Source organism: Roseateles aquae (genome assembly GCF_032337115.1).
GTDB classification, from domain to species: domain Bacteria; phylum Pseudomonadota; class Gammaproteobacteria; order Burkholderiales; family Burkholderiaceae_C; genus Roseateles_C; species Roseateles_C aquae.
Map to the genome: position 1 here is coordinate 1 of NZ_JAVXZY010000009.1, position 18,875 is coordinate 18,875.

General features: G+C 65.6%; 18 protein-coding genes. 8 read left to right on the forward strand and 10 right to left on the reverse strand.

The genetic code is table 11. The features are described from left to right. Positions 1 to 273 precede the first annotated feature (273 nt). A complete protein-coding gene (gene alaS, locus RQP53_RS18990) occupies positions 274 to 2,901 on the forward strand; it encodes an alanine--tRNA ligase (protein WP_315652263.1) in 2,628 nt (875 codons plus the stop codon). Between the two features lie 84 nt (positions 2,902 to 2,985). After that, positions 2,986 to 3,681, forward strand: a complete 696-nt coding sequence (locus tag RQP53_RS18995) for a UPF0149 family protein (RefSeq protein WP_315652264.1) — start codon at positions 2,986 to 2,988, stop codon at positions 3,679 to 3,681. Between the two features lie 40 nt (positions 3,682 to 3,721). Here RQP53_RS18995 and RQP53_RS19000 read toward each other — a convergent pair whose 3' ends face one another. Further along, the gene (locus RQP53_RS19000; RefSeq protein WP_315652265.1) at positions 3,722 to 4,210 is read right to left on the reverse strand and encodes an SET domain-containing protein; all 489 of its coding nucleotides are present in this window, start codon (positions 4,208 to 4,210) and stop codon (positions 3,722 to 3,724) included. Between the two features lie 301 nt (positions 4,211 to 4,511). On the opposite strand from RQP53_RS19000, the gene RQP53_RS19005 reads away from it, so the two are divergent. After that, on the forward strand, positions 4,512 to 5,036 hold the full coding sequence (locus RQP53_RS19005; protein ID WP_315652266.1) for a GNAT family N-acetyltransferase: 525 nt from the start codon (positions 4,512 to 4,514) through the stop codon (positions 5,034 to 5,036). Positions 5,037 to 5,043: 7 nt separating this feature from the next. On the opposite strand, the gene RQP53_RS19010 is transcribed toward RQP53_RS19005, so the two are convergent. The 4 genes from RQP53_RS19010 to RQP53_RS19025 form a co-directional block, all read right to left on the reverse strand. Continuing rightward, positions 5,044 to 5,343 (reverse strand): hypothetical protein, encoded by a 300-nt coding sequence (locus RQP53_RS19010; protein ID WP_315652267.1) that lies wholly within the window; start codon positions 5,341 to 5,343, stop codon positions 5,044 to 5,046. 142 nt (positions 5,344 to 5,485) lie between these two features. Beyond that, positions 5,486 to 6,481, reverse strand: coding sequence for a cytochrome d ubiquinol oxidase subunit II (locus RQP53_RS19015; protein WP_315652268.1), 996 nt, complete (start codon positions 6,479 to 6,481; stop codon positions 5,486 to 5,488). After that, complete coding sequence (locus tag RQP53_RS19020; RefSeq protein ID WP_315652269.1) at positions 6,478 to 7,857, reverse strand: cytochrome ubiquinol oxidase subunit I; 1,380 nt, start codon at positions 7,855 to 7,857, stop codon at positions 6,478 to 6,480. The genes RQP53_RS19015 and RQP53_RS19020 overlap by 4 nt, the downstream gene beginning before the upstream one ends. A gap of 3 nt (positions 7,858 to 7,860) precedes the next feature. Then, complete coding sequence (locus RQP53_RS19025) at positions 7,861 to 8,439, reverse strand: GbsR/MarR family transcriptional regulator (RefSeq protein WP_315652270.1); 579 nt, start codon at positions 8,437 to 8,439, stop codon at positions 7,861 to 7,863. A gap of 284 nt (positions 8,440 to 8,723) precedes the next feature. On the opposite strand from RQP53_RS19025, the gene RQP53_RS19030 reads away from it, so the two are divergent. Both RQP53_RS19030 and RQP53_RS19035 read left to right on the forward strand, forming a co-directional pair. Continuing rightward, positions 8,724 to 9,185: a carboxymuconolactone decarboxylase family protein gene (locus tag RQP53_RS19030; RefSeq protein ID WP_315652271.1), complete on the forward strand. Its 462-nt coding sequence runs from the start codon at positions 8,724 to 8,726 to the stop codon at positions 9,183 to 9,185. Then, entirely contained in the window at positions 9,182 to 10,048 is an 867-nt protein-coding gene (locus tag RQP53_RS19035; RefSeq protein WP_315652272.1) for a dienelactone hydrolase family protein, read from the forward strand. Before RQP53_RS19030 ends, RQP53_RS19035 begins: the two co-directional genes overlap by 4 nt. Before the next feature lie 27 nt (positions 10,049 to 10,075). Here RQP53_RS19035 and RQP53_RS19040 read toward each other — a convergent pair whose 3' ends face one another. Then, positions 10,076 to 12,082 (reverse strand): methyl-accepting chemotaxis protein, encoded by a 2,007-nt coding sequence (locus RQP53_RS19040; protein WP_315652273.1) that lies wholly within the window; start codon positions 12,080 to 12,082, stop codon positions 10,076 to 10,078. Between the two features lie 322 nt (positions 12,083 to 12,404). On the opposite strand from RQP53_RS19040, the gene RQP53_RS19045 reads away from it, so the two are divergent. From RQP53_RS19045 to RQP53_RS19055, 3 genes are read left to right on the forward strand one after another with little or no spacing between them, the layout of a single operon-like run. Then, positions 12,405 to 13,748: a hypothetical protein gene (locus RQP53_RS19045; RefSeq protein ID WP_315652274.1), complete on the forward strand. Its 1,344-nt coding sequence runs from the start codon at positions 12,405 to 12,407 to the stop codon at positions 13,746 to 13,748. Positions 13,749 to 13,758: 10 nt separating this feature from the next. Further along, positions 13,759 to 14,166 (forward strand): hypothetical protein, encoded by a 408-nt coding sequence (locus RQP53_RS19050; RefSeq protein ID WP_315652275.1) that lies wholly within the window; start codon positions 13,759 to 13,761, stop codon positions 14,164 to 14,166. A 7-nt stretch (positions 14,167 to 14,173) separates the two neighbouring features. Next, positions 14,174 to 14,740 (forward strand): SCO family protein, encoded by a 567-nt coding sequence (locus RQP53_RS19055; protein ID WP_315652276.1) that lies wholly within the window; start codon positions 14,174 to 14,176, stop codon positions 14,738 to 14,740. A 10-nt stretch (positions 14,741 to 14,750) separates the two neighbouring features. Here the strand turns inward: RQP53_RS19055 and RQP53_RS19060 are convergent, their stop codons facing one another. The 4 genes from RQP53_RS19060 to uraH all read right to left on the reverse strand — a co-directional run bounded on the left by RQP53_RS19060 (position 14,751) and on the right by uraH (position 18,875). After that, positions 14,751 to 15,959: a urate hydroxylase PuuD gene (locus RQP53_RS19060; RefSeq protein ID WP_315652277.1), complete on the reverse strand. Its 1,209-nt coding sequence runs from the start codon at positions 15,957 to 15,959 to the stop codon at positions 14,751 to 14,753. A 184-nt stretch (positions 15,960 to 16,143) separates the two neighbouring features. Beyond that, on the reverse strand, positions 16,144 to 17,556 hold the full coding sequence (locus RQP53_RS19065) for a sensor domain-containing diguanylate cyclase (protein WP_315652278.1): 1,413 nt from the start codon (positions 17,554 to 17,556) through the stop codon (positions 16,144 to 16,146). 126 nt (positions 17,557 to 17,682) lie between these two features. Beyond that, entirely contained in the window at positions 17,683 to 18,522 is an 840-nt protein-coding gene (xdhC, locus tag RQP53_RS19070) for a xanthine dehydrogenase accessory protein XdhC (RefSeq protein ID WP_315652279.1), read from the reverse strand. Continuing rightward, positions 18,522 to 18,875: a hydroxyisourate hydrolase gene (uraH, locus tag RQP53_RS19075; protein ID WP_315652280.1), complete on the reverse strand. Its 354-nt coding sequence runs from the start codon at positions 18,873 to 18,875 to the stop codon at positions 18,522 to 18,524. Before uraH ends, xdhC begins: the two co-directional genes overlap by 1 nt.

The window sequence follows — 18,875 nt, forward strand, 5'->3', positions numbered from 1 at the left end:
GCGCAACGCCCGTGGGGGCCCCTTTTCTCTCAACCCGCAGGGCAAGCACCAGCCACGCCCTGCCGGTGTTGCGAGCCTTGCGCAGGCCACCAGCCTGAGCTGCGGCTCGCGCCTAGGCAGGCCATGGCTGGTGCTTGCCACGGCCCACGCCGACTTATGCAGACCTTCCCAAGCCGCACCGGCCCGGCCGCGACCTCGCCCCTATAATCAAAAGCTCCCAAAAATCAAGTATTTACCCCAGTCCTGCTGAGGTACGACGAGAAAGCGCCCGGAATGAAAGCAGCTGAGATTCGCCAGACATTTCTGAAGTTCTTCGAATCCAAGGGTCACCAGATCGTGGCGTCCAGCCCGGTCGTGCCCGGTGACGACCCGACGCTGCTGTTCACCAACGCGGGCATGAACCAGTTCAAGGACGTGTTCCTGGGCTTTGACAAGCGCGCCTACACCCGCGCCACCACCAGCCAGAAGTGCATCCGCGCCGGCGGCAAGCACAACGACCTGGACAACGTCGGCTACACCGCGCGCCACCACACCTTCTTCGAAATGCTGGGCAACTTCAGCTTCGGGGACTACTTCAAGCACGACGCGATTTCCTACGCCTGGGAACTGCTGACCAAGCACTTCATGCTGCCGGCCGAGAAGCTGTGGGTCACCGTCTACGCCGAGGACGACGAGGCCTATGAGATCTGGAACAAGGTGGTGGGCGTGCCCGCCGAGCGCATCGTGCGCATCGGCGACAACAAGGGCGGCCGCTACATGTCCGACAACTTCTGGATGATGGGCGATACTGGACCTTGCGGCCCCTGCACGGAAATCTTCTACGACCATGGCCCCGAGATCGCCGGCGGCCCTCCGGGCAGCCCCGAGGAAGACGGCGACCGCTACATCGAGATCTGGAACAACGTCTTCATGCAGTTCAACCGCACCGAAGACGGCGTGATGCATCGCCTGCCCAAGCCCTCGGTCGATACCGGCATGGGCCTGGAGCGACTGGCCGCGGTGCTGCAGCATGTGCACTCGAATTACGAGATCGACACCTTCGTGGCGCTGCTGGCCGCCGCCAAGGCCGCGGTTGACGTGGCAGGCGGCGGTGACTGTGGCAAGGACAGCGCCTCGCTGAAGGTCATTGCCGACCACATCCGCGCCTGCTCCTTCACCATCGTCGATGGCGTCATTCCCGGCAACGAGGGCCGCGGCTATGTGCTGCGCCGCATCGCCCGCCGCGCCATCCGCCACGGCTACAAGCTGGGCGCCCGCACGCCCTTCTTCCACAAGATCGTCGCCGAGCTGGTGAACCAGATGGGCGAGGCCTATCCGGAACTGCGCCAGGCCCAGGCCCGCGTGACCGAGGTGCTGCGCCAGGAGGAAGAGCGCTTCTTCCAGACCATTGCCAACGGCATGGAAATCCTCGAAGCCGCGCTGGCCGGCGGTGCAAAGCAGGTCGATGGCGAGACCGCCTTCAAGCTGCACGACACCTACGGTTTCCCGGTCGACCTGACCGGCGACGTCTGCCGCGAACGCGGCGTCACCGTCGACCAGGCCGGCTTCGAGGCAGCGATGAATCGCCAGCGCGAACAAGCCCGCGCGGCCGGCAAGTTCAAGATGGCCCAGGGTCTCGAGTACAAGGGCCAGCCCACCGCCTTCCACGGTTATGAACATCTGGTCTGCGAGACCAGCACCGTCACCGCCGTCTACGTTGATGGCGCGCTGGTGGCCGAGGCCAAGGCCGGGGACGATGCCGTCGTCGTGCTGGACCACACGCCCTTCTACGCCGAAAGCGGCGGCCAGGTCGGCGATAGCGGCGAGCTGCGCAACAACAGCAGCCGTTTCTCCGTCGAAGACACGCTGAAGATCCAGGCCGATGTGTTCGGCCACCACGGCCGCGTGTTGGAAGGCGCGATCAAGGCCGGCGATCAATTCGTCGCCCGCGTCAATGCCGAGGCGCGTGCCAAGACGGTGCGCAATCACAGCGCCACCCACCTGATGCACAAGGCCTTGCGCGAGGTGCTGGGCGCCCATGTGCAGCAAAAGGGCTCGCTGGTGAATGCCGAACGCACTCGCTTCGACTTTGCCCACACCGCGCCGCTGACAGCCGACGAGATCAAGCGCGTCGAGGCCATCGTCAACGCAGAGATCCTGGCCAATGCCGCGGCCAAGGCCGAGGTGATGGCGCTGGACGATGCACAAAAGAGCGGCGCGATGATGCTGTTCGGCGAGAAGTACGGCGACACGGTGCGCGTGCTGTCGATCGGCAGCTCCAAGGAACTCTGTGGTGGCACCCATGTGAAAGCCACCGGTGACATCGGCCTGTTCAAGGTGCTTGCCGAAGGCGGTGTCGCCGCCGGTGTGCGCCGCATCGAGGCGGTGACCGGTGACAACGCGCTGGCCTATCTGCAATCGCTGGAGTCCACCGTGCAGGCGGTCGCCGGCACACTGAAGGCCGCCCCCGCCGAGCTGGAAACACGCGTTCACGCTGTGCTTGATCAGGTTCGTGCGCTGGAGAAGGAACTCAGCGCCGCCAAGAGCAAGCTGGCCTCGGCCCAGGGCGATGAGCTGCTGGCCCAGGCCGTCGACGTCAAGGGCATCAAGGTGCTCGCCGCCACGCTGGTCGGCGCCGATGCCAAGACCCTGCGCGAGACCATGGACAAGCTGAAGGACAAGCTCAAGACCGCCGCCATCGTGCTGGCTGCCGTCGATGGCGACAAGGTCCAGCTGGCGGCCGGCGTTACCGCCGACAGCACGGCCAAGATCAAGGCCGGCGATCTGGTCAACTTCGTCGCTCAGCAGGTCGGCGGCAAGGGCGGCGGCAAGCCCGACATGGCCATGGCCGGCGGCACCAACGCCAGCGCCCTGCCCCAGGCCCTGGCCGGCGTGCAAGCCTGGGTAGCAGAGAAGCTCTGATCCGTTAGACAATCCAACACGCAAGGGCTCCCGCTGACCATGCGGGGGCCCTTGTTCTTTTCAAGCAAGCAAGGAACACCGTCCATGAGCCAAGAGATCGATCACGACAACGCAGAGCGCCTGGCCGCCTTGCTGAACATCCTCGCGGCGGCCGCCGAGGAAGACGAGGAAGCGATTCCCATCGACACGCTGGACGGCTACCTCACCGCGCTGGTCTGCGGCCCGGTGCTCGCTGCGCCGGTGCAGGCCATGGATGCGCTGTTCGGCGAAGACTGGCCGGCCGCACTCGAAGAGCAAGAAGTGCTGGACGAGTTCATGACCGTGCTGCACGAGCGCTGGAACGAGATCGCCGACGCGCTGGAGCCCGAGGCGCTGTCCGCCAACCCGGACGAGATGCGGCTGACGCCGATGATCACCGAGTTCGACGAGGCCACCAAAGCCTCGCTGCTCTCGCAGGGCGTGCTCACGGCCGAGCAGCTGGAGGAGCTGCCTGCCCCCGGGGTGATGTGGGCCGAGGGCTTTATGCAGGCCGTCGACGATATGGAGACCGAGTGGTACGCCCATGAGGCCGACAGCGAATCCGGCCAGATGCTGGACGCGCTGCTGATGGCGATTGCCGCCGTGGCCATGCCCGAGGGCGAGCAGCGTGAGGCCTATATCGCCGAAGCCTACGAGCCCGACGATGAGGTTGACCAGGATGTGCTGCTCGACGATGCCCTCTACGCCGCCCAGGATCTGCGCCTGTTCTGGCTGCAGTCGAGCGGCCCGCTGAACGACTGAGTGAGTGATCGGCGCCGCATTGACGGCGCCTCTCTACCCATCACAAGCGGCCGCTGCAGTTCGGCGCACCGCAGCCGCAGCGCAGCCGCCCCTCGTGATGGCTCTCGCCGTAATGCGCGGCGATCTCTTCGCCTGCTTCGATATCGCGCAGCGCATAGAACTCGGCACGTCCCTGGCGGATGCGCAGCACCGTATTCGGGCTGCAGGAGTGATTGACGTGGCGCAACGCGCAGCTGGAATTCGTTGCATCAACGGCTGTACGCGTGCTCAGCTCGACGATATGGATACGCGCCCTGCCCTTGATGCGCCGGCGTGCCTCGGCCACGCTGATGATCTCGCCGCGCATCTCGCCGATCTTGCGTCGCGCCGGAATCGTCTCCGCCGCGAACACACCCAGGCCATCTATCTTTGAAGGCCCCACGCGCAGGGCGAAGCGCTCTGCCGGCAGCGGCTCACCCTTGGCGGGTCGAACGGCAGCTGGGCTTGATTGGGAGGGCTGGTCGGACGGAAGTTCGGTGAGGCGAGGCATGCCGCTATTGTCGCCGCAGCGGGCTGAGATCTAGGCCATTTGCCACTGCCAGCATGACCATCTGCATGGCTTGACGGCGATCACCTCAGCCCCGCATACTGGACCGCATGAACCGCCTCTCGCTAACCCTGCAACTACAAGCGCTGCACATGCCCGTCATGTGCCGCCCGTGTTCAGGCTGAAAGAGCGAGTCAGCCGCCAAAACCGCTACCGCAGTTCAATGCAACGCCCCAAGCCCGCTCATCCAGCGGGCTTTTTTGTTTCCGAAACGATCACTGAACGAGCACAACAGGAGCCCCCGATGGAATTCACGATACGCCGCCCACGACCCGACGACGCCGCTGACTTCGTCCGCCTGATGTCCTCGCCCGAGGTCTACGGCAATCTGCTGCAGATGCCCCACCCCAGCGAAGAGCTGTGGCGCCAGCGGCTCAGTGAACAGCTGCAGCCGGGCAAGCCGGACCTGCATCTGGTCGCCGTGGTCGAGGGGCGCGTCATGGCCAGCGCCGGCCTGCATCCGGCCGCTGCGGCACTGCGGCGACGGCATGCGATGAGCTTGGGGATTTCAGTGGCGCCGGAGGCTCAAGGTCATGGCCTGGGTTCGGCCCTGCTGGGCGCGTTGATCGACTACGCCGACAACTGGGCGCAGGTGCTGCGGCTGGAATTGGAGGTCTACTGCGACAACGACCGCGCCGTGCGCCTGTACCAGCGCTTTGGCTTTGAGATCGAAGGCCGGATGCGCCGGCACGCCTTGCGCGCCGGGCAGTATGTCGATTCGTTCGGCATGGCGCGGCTTCATCCGCGACCGCCTGCCTTGCAAGACTGAAGCAGCCTCAGCTGCGTGGCAACAGGGCGCGGCTGTGCAAGCTCAGCTCCCCTTCAGCGCTGATTTCGAACTTGCCAGCGTCCGACAGATGCAGGCTGCGCGGGCCGCGCTCGGCGCTGTCGTGGTTACCCGGGCCCGGCTTGGGCTGCGGCGCTTGCGCCGGTTCGCTGGTGCGCTTGCCGGTCAGCACCAGCCGCGCCAGCTTGACCACCTCGCTGGCTTGCGCGGGCACCATGGGCGCGAAGATCAGGGCCAGGCCAAAGGCCATGGCGGTGATGGGGCGCGATCTGTGGCTTTTGTGCGACATATGTTCACCTATTCCCTTCCCGTTATCTCCTGCGCGGCAGTATCGGAAGTCACGCTGGCCGGCGCCAGCCTGAGGCGACGAATTGCACCTGAGTCGGTGCGACCTGCGCTTGGCTGCGACGAGTGGGGGCGGTTTTTGGCCTTCAGGCGTAACTCAGCGCCGCGGCCTTGCCCCAGAAGACGCGGTAGGCAAAGAGGGTGTAGGCCAGGATCATCGGTACGGTCAGCGAACAACCGATCAGGATCACGCCCAGCGACTCGGTCGCCGCGGCCGCCTGCCAGACCGTGATGCGGTCGATCAGCACAAAGGGATAGAGGCTGTAGGCCAGGCCGATGAACCCCATCAACATCACCAGCACCATCAGCGCAAAAGGCAACCAGCACAGCTTGCCGAGAATGCGGCTGGAGTTCAGCAAGGCCCGCAGCGCCAACAAGGCCAGCACCGAGATCAGCGGAATTGGCAGCAGCGCGATCAGCTGCGGCAATGCGAACCAGCGCTCAGCCACGGTAGCGCTGAGCAAGGGCGTGGCGACCGAGATCGCCGCCAGGCCGAGCACCACCAACGGCCAGACCTGCTGGGCACGCCGGACACTGCGCCGCTGCAACTCGCCCTCGGTCTTCATGATCAGCCAGCAGGCGCCGAGCAGCGCATAGGCCGCCGTCAACGCCAGCGCGATGCCGGCGGCGAACAAATCGTGCCAGCCGCCACTCTGCAGACCGCTGACATAGCGCCCGAGCATCCAGCCCTGGGCCAGCGCGGCGAGCAGTGAGCCCGCGCTGAACAGGCGGTTCCACAGCGGCTGCCACTGCGAGTCGGCCTTGCTGCGGAAATCAAAGGCGACGCCGCGCAGCGTCAGCCCGAGCAGCATCAGCACCACCGGGAGGTAGAGACCCTGCAGGATCACGCCATGGGCCTTGGGGAAGGCGATCAGCAGAATGCCCACGCCCAGCACCAGCCAGGTCTCGTTGGCGTCCCAGAAAGGGCCGATCGAGGCGACCATGCGGTCCTGCTGCGCGGCTGGCGCACCGGCCATCAAGAGCCCGACACCCAGGTCGTAGCCGTCCAGCACGACGTAAAGCAGCAGGGCCAGGCCCATCAGGCCCATGAAGATCAGGGGGAAAGCGGTGGCGGCATTCATGCGGCACTCCTGGCGCCAACGGGCAGCGTTTTCAGCTCAGCGGGATGCTCCGGCAGCGGCTTGCCGGCCATGTACTTGATGACCGAGATGTAGGCGACGATCAGGCCCAGGTAGAGCGCCAGATAGCCGGCCAGACTCAGCGCAATCGTCGGGGCCGGGGTGCTGGAGGCCAGATCAGCGGTGCGCAGCAGGCCGTAGACCAGGAAGGGCTGGCGGCCAATCTCGGTCACATACCAGCCGGCCAGCGTGGCCAGCCAGCCGGAGAAGCTCATCCAGGCCAGGCCCTGCAGCAGCCAGCGCGGCAGTGCCGCCGGCCCCTGGCCTTGCCGCCGCAGCCGGCGTAAGTACAGCAGCCCGCCCCAGCTGAAGGCCAGCATCAGCAGGCCGGTACCGACCATGACGCGAAAGGCAAAGAACACCGGCGCCACCGGCGGATGGGCACCGCGGAACTCGTCCAGGCCGCGGATTTCGCCCTCGGGATCGTGAGTCAGAATCAGGCTGGCCAGCTTGGGCACCGCCAGTTCAAAGTCATTGCGGCGCTCGCGTTCGTTCGGCCAGGCAAACAGCAGCAGCGGCGCGCCACGCTCGCTCTGCCAGACACCCTCCATCGCCGCCACCTTCTGCGGCTGATGGGCCAAGGTGTTCAGCCCATGCTGGTCGCCGACGGCAATCTGCACCGGCACCAGCACCGCGGCAGCGATCAGCGCCAGGCGCAGCAGCGGCGCGCTGTGTGGCTGCGCATTGCCCTTGAGCAGCTGCCAGGCGCTCAAGCCGGCAACCAGAAAGGCCACCGTCAAGGCAGAGGCCAGCAACACATGGGCGAGACGGTAGGGGAAGGACGGGTTGAAGACAATGGCCAGCCAGTCCTTGGCATGGAACTCGCCATTGATGATCTCGTAGCCCTGCGGCGTCTGCATCCAGGAGTTCAGGCTCAGGATCCAGAAGGCGCTCAGCGTCGTGCCGAAGGCGACCAGGGCGGTGGCGATGAAATGAACCCGCTCGCTGACGCGGCCATGGCCGAACAGCATCACACCCAGAAAGCTGGCTTCCAGGAAAAACGCCGTCAGCACCTCATAGCCCAGCAGCGGGCCGGCGATATTGCCGGCTCGTTCCATGAAGCCCGGCCAGTTGGTGCCGAACTGCATGCTCATCGTGATGCCGCTGACCACGCCCAGCGCAAAGCTCAGCGCAAACACCTTGGTCCAGAAGCGGTAGGCCCCCAGCCAGAGCGCGTCGCCGCTGCGCAGCCAGCGCCAGCGCAGCAAGAGCAGCAACCAGCCCAGCGCGATATTGATGCTGGGGAAGAGGATGTGAAAGCTGATGTTGGCGGCGAACTGCATGCGCGCCAGCACCAGGGCGTCGAGAGCGGTACCCATGGCTCAGCCTTCCTCGCCGTTGCGCTCGCTGCGACCACTGCCCAGCTTCAGCCGGCCGGTGAACTCCAGCAGCTTCTGCACCTTGGAGCCCATCTTCATCAGCTGGGCCAGCGTCTGCGAATCCATCCGCTGCACATCGTCGAACCAGTTGCTCATCAGCTCGATCAGGTCGTGCATGCCGCGCATGCGCTCCTGGGCAATGCGGTCCTCCTCGCTGCTGGGCTGCTCGAGCAGCGCATTGCGCAGCATCGACAGCGTCGGCTCGATTTCGCGCCGGCGCCGTTCCTCAGCCAGCGTGCGAAAGATCTCCCAGGCATCCGACGGCGCCTCAAAATACTCGCGCCGATCGCCAGGCAGATGCTTGAGCCGCACCAGGCGCCAGGCCTGCAACTCCTTCAGCCCCATGCTCAGGTTGGAGCGGCTGAACTCGAGCGCCTCGGCCATCTCGTCGGCGTTCAAGGCGCGCGGCGACACATAGATCAGCGCATAAATCTGCCCCACCGTGCGGTTGATGCCCCAGCGGCTGCCCATTTCGCCGAAATGGGCCACAAAGCTGCGTACCAGCGGGCTCATGCTGTTCATGCCGAAACTCCTTATCGGGACTTGTGCCAGCGCAAGTTCGAGACATTCGGCGCTTGCGCTGGCTCAATGTTTTCTGAATTTTCAGTATTTTCTGAACTTTCAGCAAGACAAATATCAATTCCAGGATGCCGGCAAGGGCGCTGCGCGCCCGGTGGCCGGGCAGTGCCGCAGCCCTCTGCAACGGCCGAGTCAGGCTTCGCACAATGAAAACACTGCAGACACGGATGCCTGACTGGCGCACGGCACACTGGCGGTCTTGCTCCCAAACAGAAGCTGCAACCGTCATGAGTCAGACCCGCATCGATCGCCCCGAGTTCGCCGCCCTCACCCCCGGTGTTTCAGAAGCCTTGCTGGCGCTGGGCAAGGCGATCAACGACTCGGGGCTGGAGAAGGACCTGCTGGAGTTGATCAAGCTGCGCGCGTCGCAGCTCAATGGCTGCGCCTTTTGCCTGCAGTTCCACCTGAACGTGGCCCGACAGCTGAAGATGCCGCAGAGCAAGCTCGACCTCCTGCCGGTCTGGCGCGAAGCGCCGGTATTCAGCCCGCGTGAACAGGCCGCCCTGGCCTGGACCGAAGCGCTGTGTACGCCGGCCGCGGGCATCGAAGACCCGCTTTACGAGACCGCTTTGGCCGAGTTCGGCAAGGCCCAGCTGAGCTATCTGACCGCAGCCATCGCCAATATCAATGCCTGGAACCGCATCGCCGGTGCGCTGCGCTTCCTGCCCCCGCTGCCAAGCAGCCCATGAGCCCAAGGCTACGCCTTGCGCTGCTGTCGCTTGGGTTCGCGTTGGGTTTCGCGCTCCCTGTCCACGCCCAAGCCAGCGAACTCGAACTGACCGTGCCCAGTCTGGAGCAGCGTGCAGGGCATGCCCTCGCCCTGCGTGCCCATTGGTTCGCTGCAGACGCCACGGCAACGCGCCGCCCCGCCCTCGTGCTGCTGCATGGTTGTGGCGGCGCCTATCAGGGCTCGGGCCGGCTGTCAGCGCGGATGACCGAGATGGCGGGCTTGCTGAATGCGCAGGGCTGGCACGTGCTGGTGCTCGACTCGTTCGGCGCTCGCGGCGAAAAGTCGATCTGCACCCAAAGGATCGGCACTCGCGCCATCACCATGGCCAATCGCCGGCTCGATGCCCTGGGTGCGCTGCAATGGCTGGCGACCAGGCCCGAGGTCGATGCCAGCCGCCTGGCGCTGATCGGCTGGTCCAACGGCGGCAGCACGGTGCTGGCGGCCAGCGATCTGAACGTCGCTGCGGTGAGACAGGGCCCGAGGCCGCGCGCTCTGGTCGCCTTCTACCCCGGCTGTGCTGCCGAGCTCGCGCGCCACTACCGCCCCAGCGCCGCACTGCTGATGCTGCTGGGCGAAGACGACGACTGGACGCCCGCCGCCGACTGCAAGGCCTTGGCTGCGGCAAGCGCAGATCCCAAACCGGAGTGGGAGAGCTACGCCGGCGCCTATCACGGCTTTGACGGCCCGCCGCCCGTGAAGCTGCGCAAGGATGTCCCCAACGGCGCCCATCCCGGTGCCGGGGTGCATGTGGGTGGTCAGCCGCAGGCCGCGGAGCAGTCAAGAAAGCGGCTGTTGAACTTCCTGCACACGCAGCTGGACTGAGGCGCTACCTCGCGCTGGCCAGGCGCCTCAAAAGAAGTCGATCGGCGCGCTACCAAGCGGGCGCTGCTGCTCTTCGCCGGGAAGTTTGAAGCTGCCCACCTCGGTGGCCAAGCCGGCCGCCTGCTCCATCATCGTGTTGGAGGCGGCCAGCGTCTCTTCCACCAGGGCCGCGTTTTGCTGCGTCATCTGGTCGAGCTGCCCAACCGCTTCGGTCACCATGCTGATGCCGGTGGATTGCTCGGCGGTGGCCCGGGCAATATCGGCCAGCAGCTGATTGATACGCCCTGCGGCCGAGACGATCTCTTCCATCGTTGCGCCGGCCTGCCGCACGACCCGCACGCCGGATTCGGTCTGCTCGACGCTGACGCCGATCAGGCTCTTGATTTCCTTGGCCGCATTGGCCGAACGCTGAGCCAGGTTGCGCACCTCGGAGGCCACCACCGCAAAGCCCTTGCCCTGCTCACCGGCTCGCGCCGCTTCAACTGCGGCATTCAGGGCCAGGATATTGGTCTGGAAAGCAATCGAGTCGATCAGGCCGATGATGTCGTTGATGGTGTTGGCGGAGGCTTGGATGCGCTGCATCGTCGTCACCACCTCGCCGATCACCTCACCGCCGCGCGAGGCCACCGTGGCATTGCGCTCCGCCAGGGCGGCCGCTTCGCGGGTCGTCGAGGCGGTGCTGGACACCGTGGCCTGCATCTGTTCCATCGAGCTGGCCGTCTTTTGCAGCTGTGCCGAGGTTTGCTCGGTGCGATTGGCGAGGTCGGAGGTGCCCATGGTCAGCTGCTGGCTGGCCGACGCCACCTGATCGGCCGAGCGTTGCACCTTGCCCAGCGTGCCAGACAGGCGCTGCTGCATCTCGCGCAAATGCAGCAAGACCTGGCTGAGCTCGTCGCTGCCCCGCACCTTCACCACCGTGGAGAGATCGCCATCGGCAACGGCTACGACCTTGCGCGTCACCGCGCGCATGCCCGAGTTCATCGCGAGTGAGAAGGCATAGAACAAGTAGGCCGCCAGCAAGATGAACGCGGAGACCAAGGTCAAGGTCCCCATCAGCCGGCCGTGCAAAGCGGCCTCGCGGGATTCCAGCATCGTGGCCAGCAGCTTGCAGTAGCTGCCCTGCACAGACCACAGCCGTGCAAGCAAGGCATCGGCGCTGCTGGCGACTTTCTGCGCCTGCTCAATGCCTCCTGACCCTGGCGAGTCGGTGGCCAAATCACGGAACTTTGCAAGCAGTTGAGGAAGCTCGCCGAGTGCCAAGCCGGCGGCCAAATCGGGCCTGGCCTTGGCAACCTTGGCGGCGTCGTCGATCAGCTTGCCTTCGAAATGCTCGATCAATGCATCCATGCGCGCCAGCTCCTGCGCAGCGATCTCAGCCCCCTGCCCTGCCGCCGAGCTGGCGGCCGAAAGGCTGCCCATCTTGCTGATGTTCTCAATCAAATCGGGCAGGACGAGCAGCGACGCATCCATGGTGAAGTAGCTGTCCAGATCGGGGTCGAGCACCAGCCCGCTGGCATCGGCCACGTTGCCGAGCAGCTGCACCCAGGCCGCCACATGCTTGGCATGGGCGGCGTAGAGCTTGAACAGGCTTTCGTTGCCCGACGGCAGGCTGCCCTTGGCCTGTTCAGCCTGGCCAAGCGCCCCGGCCGTTTCAAACCGCGCGCCATGCTCGGCATCAATGCGCTTCAAGGCCTTGATGGCTTCGTTCAGCGCTGCCGGGCTGCTTGCGCCATCGACTGGCATCTTGGCGCTCTGACGCAAGGCCGCATCCCGATTGGCCTGCGCCAGGCGCAGCACGGGCAGCAACTTGGCCGCGTACTCGGCGCCGAGGCGCTCGACCCGGGTGGTCTCGATCAGCTCGCGCTTGGTCTGCCAAAAGGAGTTCAGCAAGACCACGATGGGAATCAGAAAGGCCGCACTGATGATGTTGGCCTTGACTGAAAAGCGACAGCGCAACATCAAGCTCAGCGCTGGCGAAAACAACCGTTTGAAGCCCTGACGGCTCGCGCCTGGACTGCGCGTCTTCTTCGGCATCGAGCGCTCCTAAAAAATTGCGGTGATTAGCTGATGAAGTTCAAGATACACCAGCCAATGCACCATGAAGTTCACAGAAAGATCGGTCTTGGCACAAATTCCCGGTTCCTCGATTAGCCGCAATACGGGCCGATTCTGTCAAGTGCAATCGTTTGAATAATTTGCGCCAGGCGGCGCAAAATTGCCTTTCCGCTGGCGCTCGCCTTGCCTAGGATTCATCTCGCCAAGGTCGGCCCTACAGGCTGTATCCGCTGAAGGACGCCAGCTGCAAGCGCCTCCCATGGCCGCTTCAGATGCGCCACTCGTCAACCATGGAGCACGCATGAACCTCTCTCGACTGCGCGTCAGCGCCCTGGCCCTTGCCCTGGCAAGCGCCTTCACCGTGCCGGCTGAGGCCGCCGCCAAGGAAAGCAAGGAGGCGGAGCGCATCAAGGCGCTGGAAGCCAAGCTGGAAAAGAGCCTGGCCGTGATCGAGCAACTGAGCCAGCGCCTGGCCGAGTTGGAGAAGCAACCCAAGGCGGTAGCGGTGGCGCCACCACAGCCCGCCAAGACGCCGGTTGCACAGCCCGACCCTGTGGCCCAAGCGCGCATCGAAACGCTGGAGCAAGGCGTGCGCGACCTGGCCGCCGCCACCGCCAGCGCCAACAAGGGCACCGACACCGGCGTGCCCCTGCATGGCTTCCTGGACGTTGGCTATGTCCATCACAACAAGCGCAGCGACGGTCTGCGCAGCGGCAGCAAGCTCGGCGTGATGGACATCTACCTGACCCCGCAGTTCGGCAGCAATGTGCGCAGCCTGATCGAGCTCGCCTTCGAGTATGGCGAGGGCGGCTCGCTGGCCACCGACGCCGAGCGCCTGCAGATCGGCTACGCCTTCAGCGACGACTTCGTGCTCTGGGCCGGCCGCTTCCACACCCCCTACGGCTACTGGAACACCGCCTTCCACCACGGTGCACAGATCCAGACCTCGATCACCCGCCCGCGCTTCATCGCCTTTGAAGACCAGGGCGGTATCCTGCCGGCCCACACGGTTGGCGCCTGGGCCAATGGGCGGGTCGCGACCGATCTGGGCCGGGTCAGCTACGACCTCTACACCGGCAATGGCAACCGCATCAGCAGTGGCGTGCTGGACTTCAATGCCAGCGGCGATGACAACAGCAACCCTTTGCTGGGCTTCAATGTCGGCCTGAGCCTCAAGGCTGTGCCGGGCCTGACCCTGGGTGTGCATGGGCTTCGCCAAACGGTGTCCGGCGAAAACGCCGACGGCAGCGTGCAAGGCAAGGCACGCACACAGTTCCTCGGCGGCTATGGCTTCTGGGAGGGCGACAACTTTGAGCTGATCGGCGAGTACTACCGCTTCAGCAACCGCGATCTCGCCAACGGCGGCAGCAGCCATCGCTCCTGGGCCGCCTATTTGCAGGCCGGCTACACGCTGGCCGACCGCCTGACCGGCTTTGTGCGTTTCGAGAAAGCCTCACTGGACGGCGCCGACCCCTACTTCGCCCTGCAGGAAAGCGGCAGCTCCTACCGCCAGACCAGCATCGGCCTGCGCTATGACCTGGATCCGCGCTCGGCCCTCAAGCTGCAGCTGGACAACAACCGCGACGTGGCCAATCCGCTGGGCACGATCAACTCGCTGCGTGCGCAGTACGCGATCCGTTTCTAAGGAGCCGACCGTGCACAAAACCACTCCTTTGCTCAGCGCTGCCGCCCTCGCCATCGCCTTGTTGCTACCGCTGGGCGCTCAGGCCGGCGATGTGTTCGTGATCGCCAATGCCAACGTCACGCTCAGCGCCGACGAAATCCGCGAAGTTTTCGTTGGCGACAAGCAAACCGCCGCTGGCACCAAGCTCAGCCCGATGGACAACAGCGCCGCGCAAGCCGACTTCCTCGCCAAGGTGATCAAGGTCGACGCTGCGAAGTACGCATCGATCTGGGCCAAGAAAGGCTTTCGCGAAGGCATCAACCCACCACCGGTACGCGCCAGCGATCTGGAGGTGATCGCCGCGGTCAAGTCCACGCCAGGCGCCGTCGGCTATGTGTCCAAGGCCTCGGCCGACGTCAAGGTGCTGCAGAAGTACTGAGGCAGCGATGGCTCGACGCCTTGTCAGCGCCGCTTTTCTGTCTGCCCTGCTGCTGGCCCTGCCGGCGGCAGTGGCGGCGGGCGGCGGCGGTACTGGCCTTGCAGGAGGCGGCACAACGCTCTGGCAGCTGCCCGGCCGCTTCGTTGATGAGCACGAGCGCGCACACACGCTGGCCAATTTCGCCGGCCAGCCGGCCGTTGTGGCGATGGAGTACAGCGAGTGCCGTTTCGTCTGCACCGTCAACTGGCGCAAGCTGGTCGAGATTCAGGCCGAGGCCGAGCGCCGCGGGCAGAAGCTGAGCTTCTTCGTCATCAGCATCGACCCCGAGCACGACACGCCGGCCCTGTGGCGCGAATACCGCGAGATGCGCGGCATGAAGCGGGACAACTGGCATTTCCTCACCGGCAAACGCGCCGACACCGACCTCGTCGCCAAGACCCTGGGCATACGCTGGTGGCTGTATGACGGCCGCGTGATGCACGACTTTCGCATCCTGCGGCTGGATGCGCGGGGTCAGGTCTTGCGCGCGATGGACGCCTTCGACATCTCGGCCGCCAGCTTCCTGGCCGATTGAGGCAGTGCGTTCAGTGCCGCAGTGACTGCACCCAGCGGCCCAGCAGTTCGCGCTCGGCCTCGGTGATCTGCGTGGCGTTGTTCAGCGGCATCGTCTTTTGCAGCACCGCCTGCTGATAGACGGCCCGCGCATTGACCTGCAACGCTTCGGCGCTGTCCAGCCGCATGCCTTTCTGCGCCGCCTCGCCGCTGTGGCAAGCCAGGCAGCGCAGCTCGACCACAGCTTGCACCTCGGCCAGCGTTGGCGCCGCGGCAGCGCGCGGTGCGGCACTCGGCGAACCGTGGGATCGTGGTGCCATCCAGACGATAAGCCCGGCCAACAAAGCCAGCGCGCCCAGCACCAAGGGCCAGGCATTGACACCCTTGTGGCGCTTGACGAAATAAGTCCGCACCAGCACGCCGACCAGCATCAGCGCCACCAGCACCAGCCAGTTCTGCGGCTGCCGGTACAGCATGCCGTAGTGGTTGCTCAGCATCGCAATCAGCACCGGCAAAGTGAAATAGGTGTTGTGCACGCTGCGCTGCTTGCCGCGCTGGCCAAACAGCGGGTCAACCGGCCGACCGGCGCGCATATCGGCAATCACCTGCTTCTGGCCAGGGATGATCCAGAAGAAGACATTGGCCGTCATCATCGTGGCCAGCATAGCGCCCACGATCAGGAAGGCCGCGCGACCGGCAAACAACTGGCAGGCGGCCCAGGCGGCGATGACAACGAACACCGCAATCAGCCCCAGCACCAGCCCATCGTTGCCGATCTGCACCCGCCCGTCGAGATGGCGCTGGCCAAAGCGCCGGCAGATCTGGTCATAGACCAGCCAGCCTGCCACCAGAAAGCCCAGTGCAGCTGCCACGGCAGCACCGCTGCTCCAGTCATGCAGCTGGCGATCGATCAGAAAGCTCTCGGCGTTGAAGAGATACAGCAGCGTGAACAGCGCAAAGCCGCTCATCCAGGTCCAGTAGCTTTCCCAGTAGAACCAGTGCAGCTGCTGCGGCAGATTGGCCGGCGCCACCATGTACTTCTGCGGGTTGTAGAAGCCGCCACCATGCACGGCCCACAGCTCGCCATCGACGCCCTTGGCCTTCAGGCCCGGATCGGTCGGCTTGAGCAGATGGTTGTCCAGCCAGACGAAATAGACCGAGGCGCCAATCCAGGCGACCACGGTCACCACATGCAGCCAGCGCAGCAGCAGATTGGCCCAGTCGAGCAGATAGGCTTCCAAGCGAACCCTCGCTTCCTGTTTCCGTGCGGCCCACCACAGGCGGGCGCTGTGGGCTGCGTTGGGTCGCGTCCTCCGACAAAGCCTCATGGGCTAGAAGCCGGTGCCGCTGCGACTGCGGCCAAAGTGTATACAGTTTCTGGACGTGGTCGACGGCGTTGGCAGCGCCAACAGATCAACACTTCATTCAGTCGACAACGATTCGGTTGCGCCCGGCCGCCTTGGCCGCATAGAGCGCGCGGTCGGCACGCTGCAAGACGTCATTGGCGCCATCGGCGCCGCCCCGCCAGCCTGCCAGCCCCAGGCTGGCGGTCACCTGCACCGCGACGCCACCGGGCGCCAGCAGGCGCTGGCTGGCCAAGGCCACCCGCAGTCGCTCCATCGCCTTGAATGCCTCCTCTGGCGAGGTGTCTGGCAGCAGGATGACGAACTCCTCGCCGCCCAGACGGGCCACGGCATCGATCGCCCGGCTGCATTGGCGCATCAAGCTGGCCACCGCCACCAGCACATCGTCTCCAAAAGCATGGCCGTGGCGGTCATTGATCTGCTTGAAGTGGTCCAGATCCAGCATGGCCAGGCTGTACGGCCGGCCGCTGCGCTGCGCGCGCTGATGCTCAAGCAGGAGGCGCGGCTGGAAAGCGCGCCGGTTCATCAATCCGGTCAAGGGGTCATGCTCAGCCTCTGCCCGCCACTGCTCGCCGAAGCGCTGGCTGCGGTGCAGCTGACGGTTCTGCAGCGCCACGCCAAGCACCGTCAGTGCACTGGAAAAGGTAAAGGCCATCAGCTCCAGCTGCGCCTCCTCCGGGCGCCCCGTGGCAAACGGACCCAGGCCTTGCGCCGTGGCCACGATGCCAGCCACCAGGACCAAAGTGCTCAGCAAGGTGACGCCGGAAAGGCTGAGCTTGAAGCTCAGCACCACTAACAGCGGCAGCACAAAGAACAGCATGCCCTTGAGCGCACCGGCACTGATGGCCAGCAGCAGCACCAGCCCCGCCGCGCCGCCCCAGAACCAGGGACTGCGCAGATTGCGCTCGCCGCCGGGTTGCCAGCCCTCGTAGAGCTGATAGACGAGCACCATGCCCAGGCTGTCGGCCAGCACCAGCATCATCACCATATGGCCGAGCTGCTCGGCCGCGATATAGCCGCCCCAGACCAGATTGCTGGCCAGAACCAGGCTGCTCAGCGCCGTGGGCAATAGGCAGACCCAGAGGCCCAGCGTGAGCAGATCACCGGTGCGCTGCAAGCCCTGCGGCAGGCGGCGTCGCGCCATCTGGGCCGCCAAGGCCACACCAAGTCCATCGGCCATGGCGACGACACCGGTGTGCAGCCAGGGCAGACGCTGGGCGCCGTCGGCCATGCCCGGATAGTTGGCCGCAAAACTGGCCATCATCAGCAAGGGCACGGCGCGCCACCCGGCCCACAGGCAGACGATCAAGCCCAGACCCGAAGGCAGCCAGATCAGCGTGATATTGGCCGGCTGCAGCGCAAACAAGGCCATGCCGAAGCGCGCCAGCAAGTAGTACAGCAGAGTCAGGCCGAGCAGGGCCAGCGCCGGCGGGCGCGTCGTCGGGCCAAAAGCCTGGCGTGGACTCTCATTCATGGGCAGTTGGCTCATTCTGATGCCGCCACGAGCCCTAACCAGAACGTGGCCCCTCGGACGGCGTGCCCAGTATCGCGCCAACGGCAAGTCCAGCTGGCGAACACCAGCGCAGCGCCGCCGCCGAACTCAGGCACCGCCCCTCGCGTGCGCGCTGCGCATCAGCAGCTGCGCCGCCACCGCCACCGCGATCACCTCGGGCTGCTTGCCGGCAATGCCCGCTACGCCGATGGGCGTGGTGATGTGGGCCAGCTCAGCTTCGGCAAAGCCGCGCGCGATCAGCCGCTGCCGAAAGCTTGCCCATTTGCTCTTGCTGCCAATCAGGCCGACAAAGGGTAGATCGCCGCGCTCGCGCTGGCGCTGCAGGCAGGCGGCGACGATGTCCAAATCCTCGGCATGGCTGAAGCTCATGATCAGCACATGGGCCTCGGGGGCCAGGTCTTGCACCGCGGCATGCACCGGATCGGAATACTCGGCGCGGCAGTTGTCGGGCAGAGGCGTGGGGAAGACCTCATCGCGGCTGTCTATCCAGTGCACCCGCATCGGCAGCCGTGCCAGCACCTCGACGATGGCACGGCCGACATGGCCGCCGCCGAACAGTGCCACCGGCATCCAGCCGGCTTCGCCGCCCAGGCGCTGACGCAGGCCGGCAATATCGGCCGGCCCCAGCAGCTCGTAGCGCAGGTGCACGACTCCGCCACAGCACTGCCCCAGGCTGGGCCCGAGGGCATAGCGATGCTCGGCCACGGCCGGCAGCTCCCCCGAACGTGCACGTGCCAGCAAGGCTCGCGCCTGCGCCAGGCCTTCGAACTCCAGATGCCCGCCGCCTATGGTGCCTACAAAGCCCGCCGCTGTCACCGCCATCCAGGCACCGACCTCGCGCGGCCCGCTGCCCTGCACCTGCGCCACGGTGACCAGCACTGCCGGCTCTCGCGCCAGCGTGGCGGCCAGTTCTTGCCAGGGCCTCATCAGCTACCGCGGTAGGTGGAGTAACTCCACGGGCTGGCCAGCAGCGGCACGTGGTAATGCGAGCCGGCGTCGGCAATGCCGAAGTCCAGCGGCACCTCGCCCAGAAACGCCGGCTCGGGCAGCTCGACCCCGCGGCCGCGGAAATAGGCCTCGACGCCAAATACCAGCCGGTAGCGCCCGCGCTGCAAGGCCTCGCCGTCCAACAGCGGCCCATCGGCGCGGCCGTCGGCATTGAGCGTCAGGCGCTTGAGCAGCACCGGTTCGCCGCCATCCAGCCGGTAGAGCGTGACCGACATGCCGGCCGCCGGGCAGCCGTGCATGGTGTCGAGCACGTGGGTGGTGAGTTTGCCCAT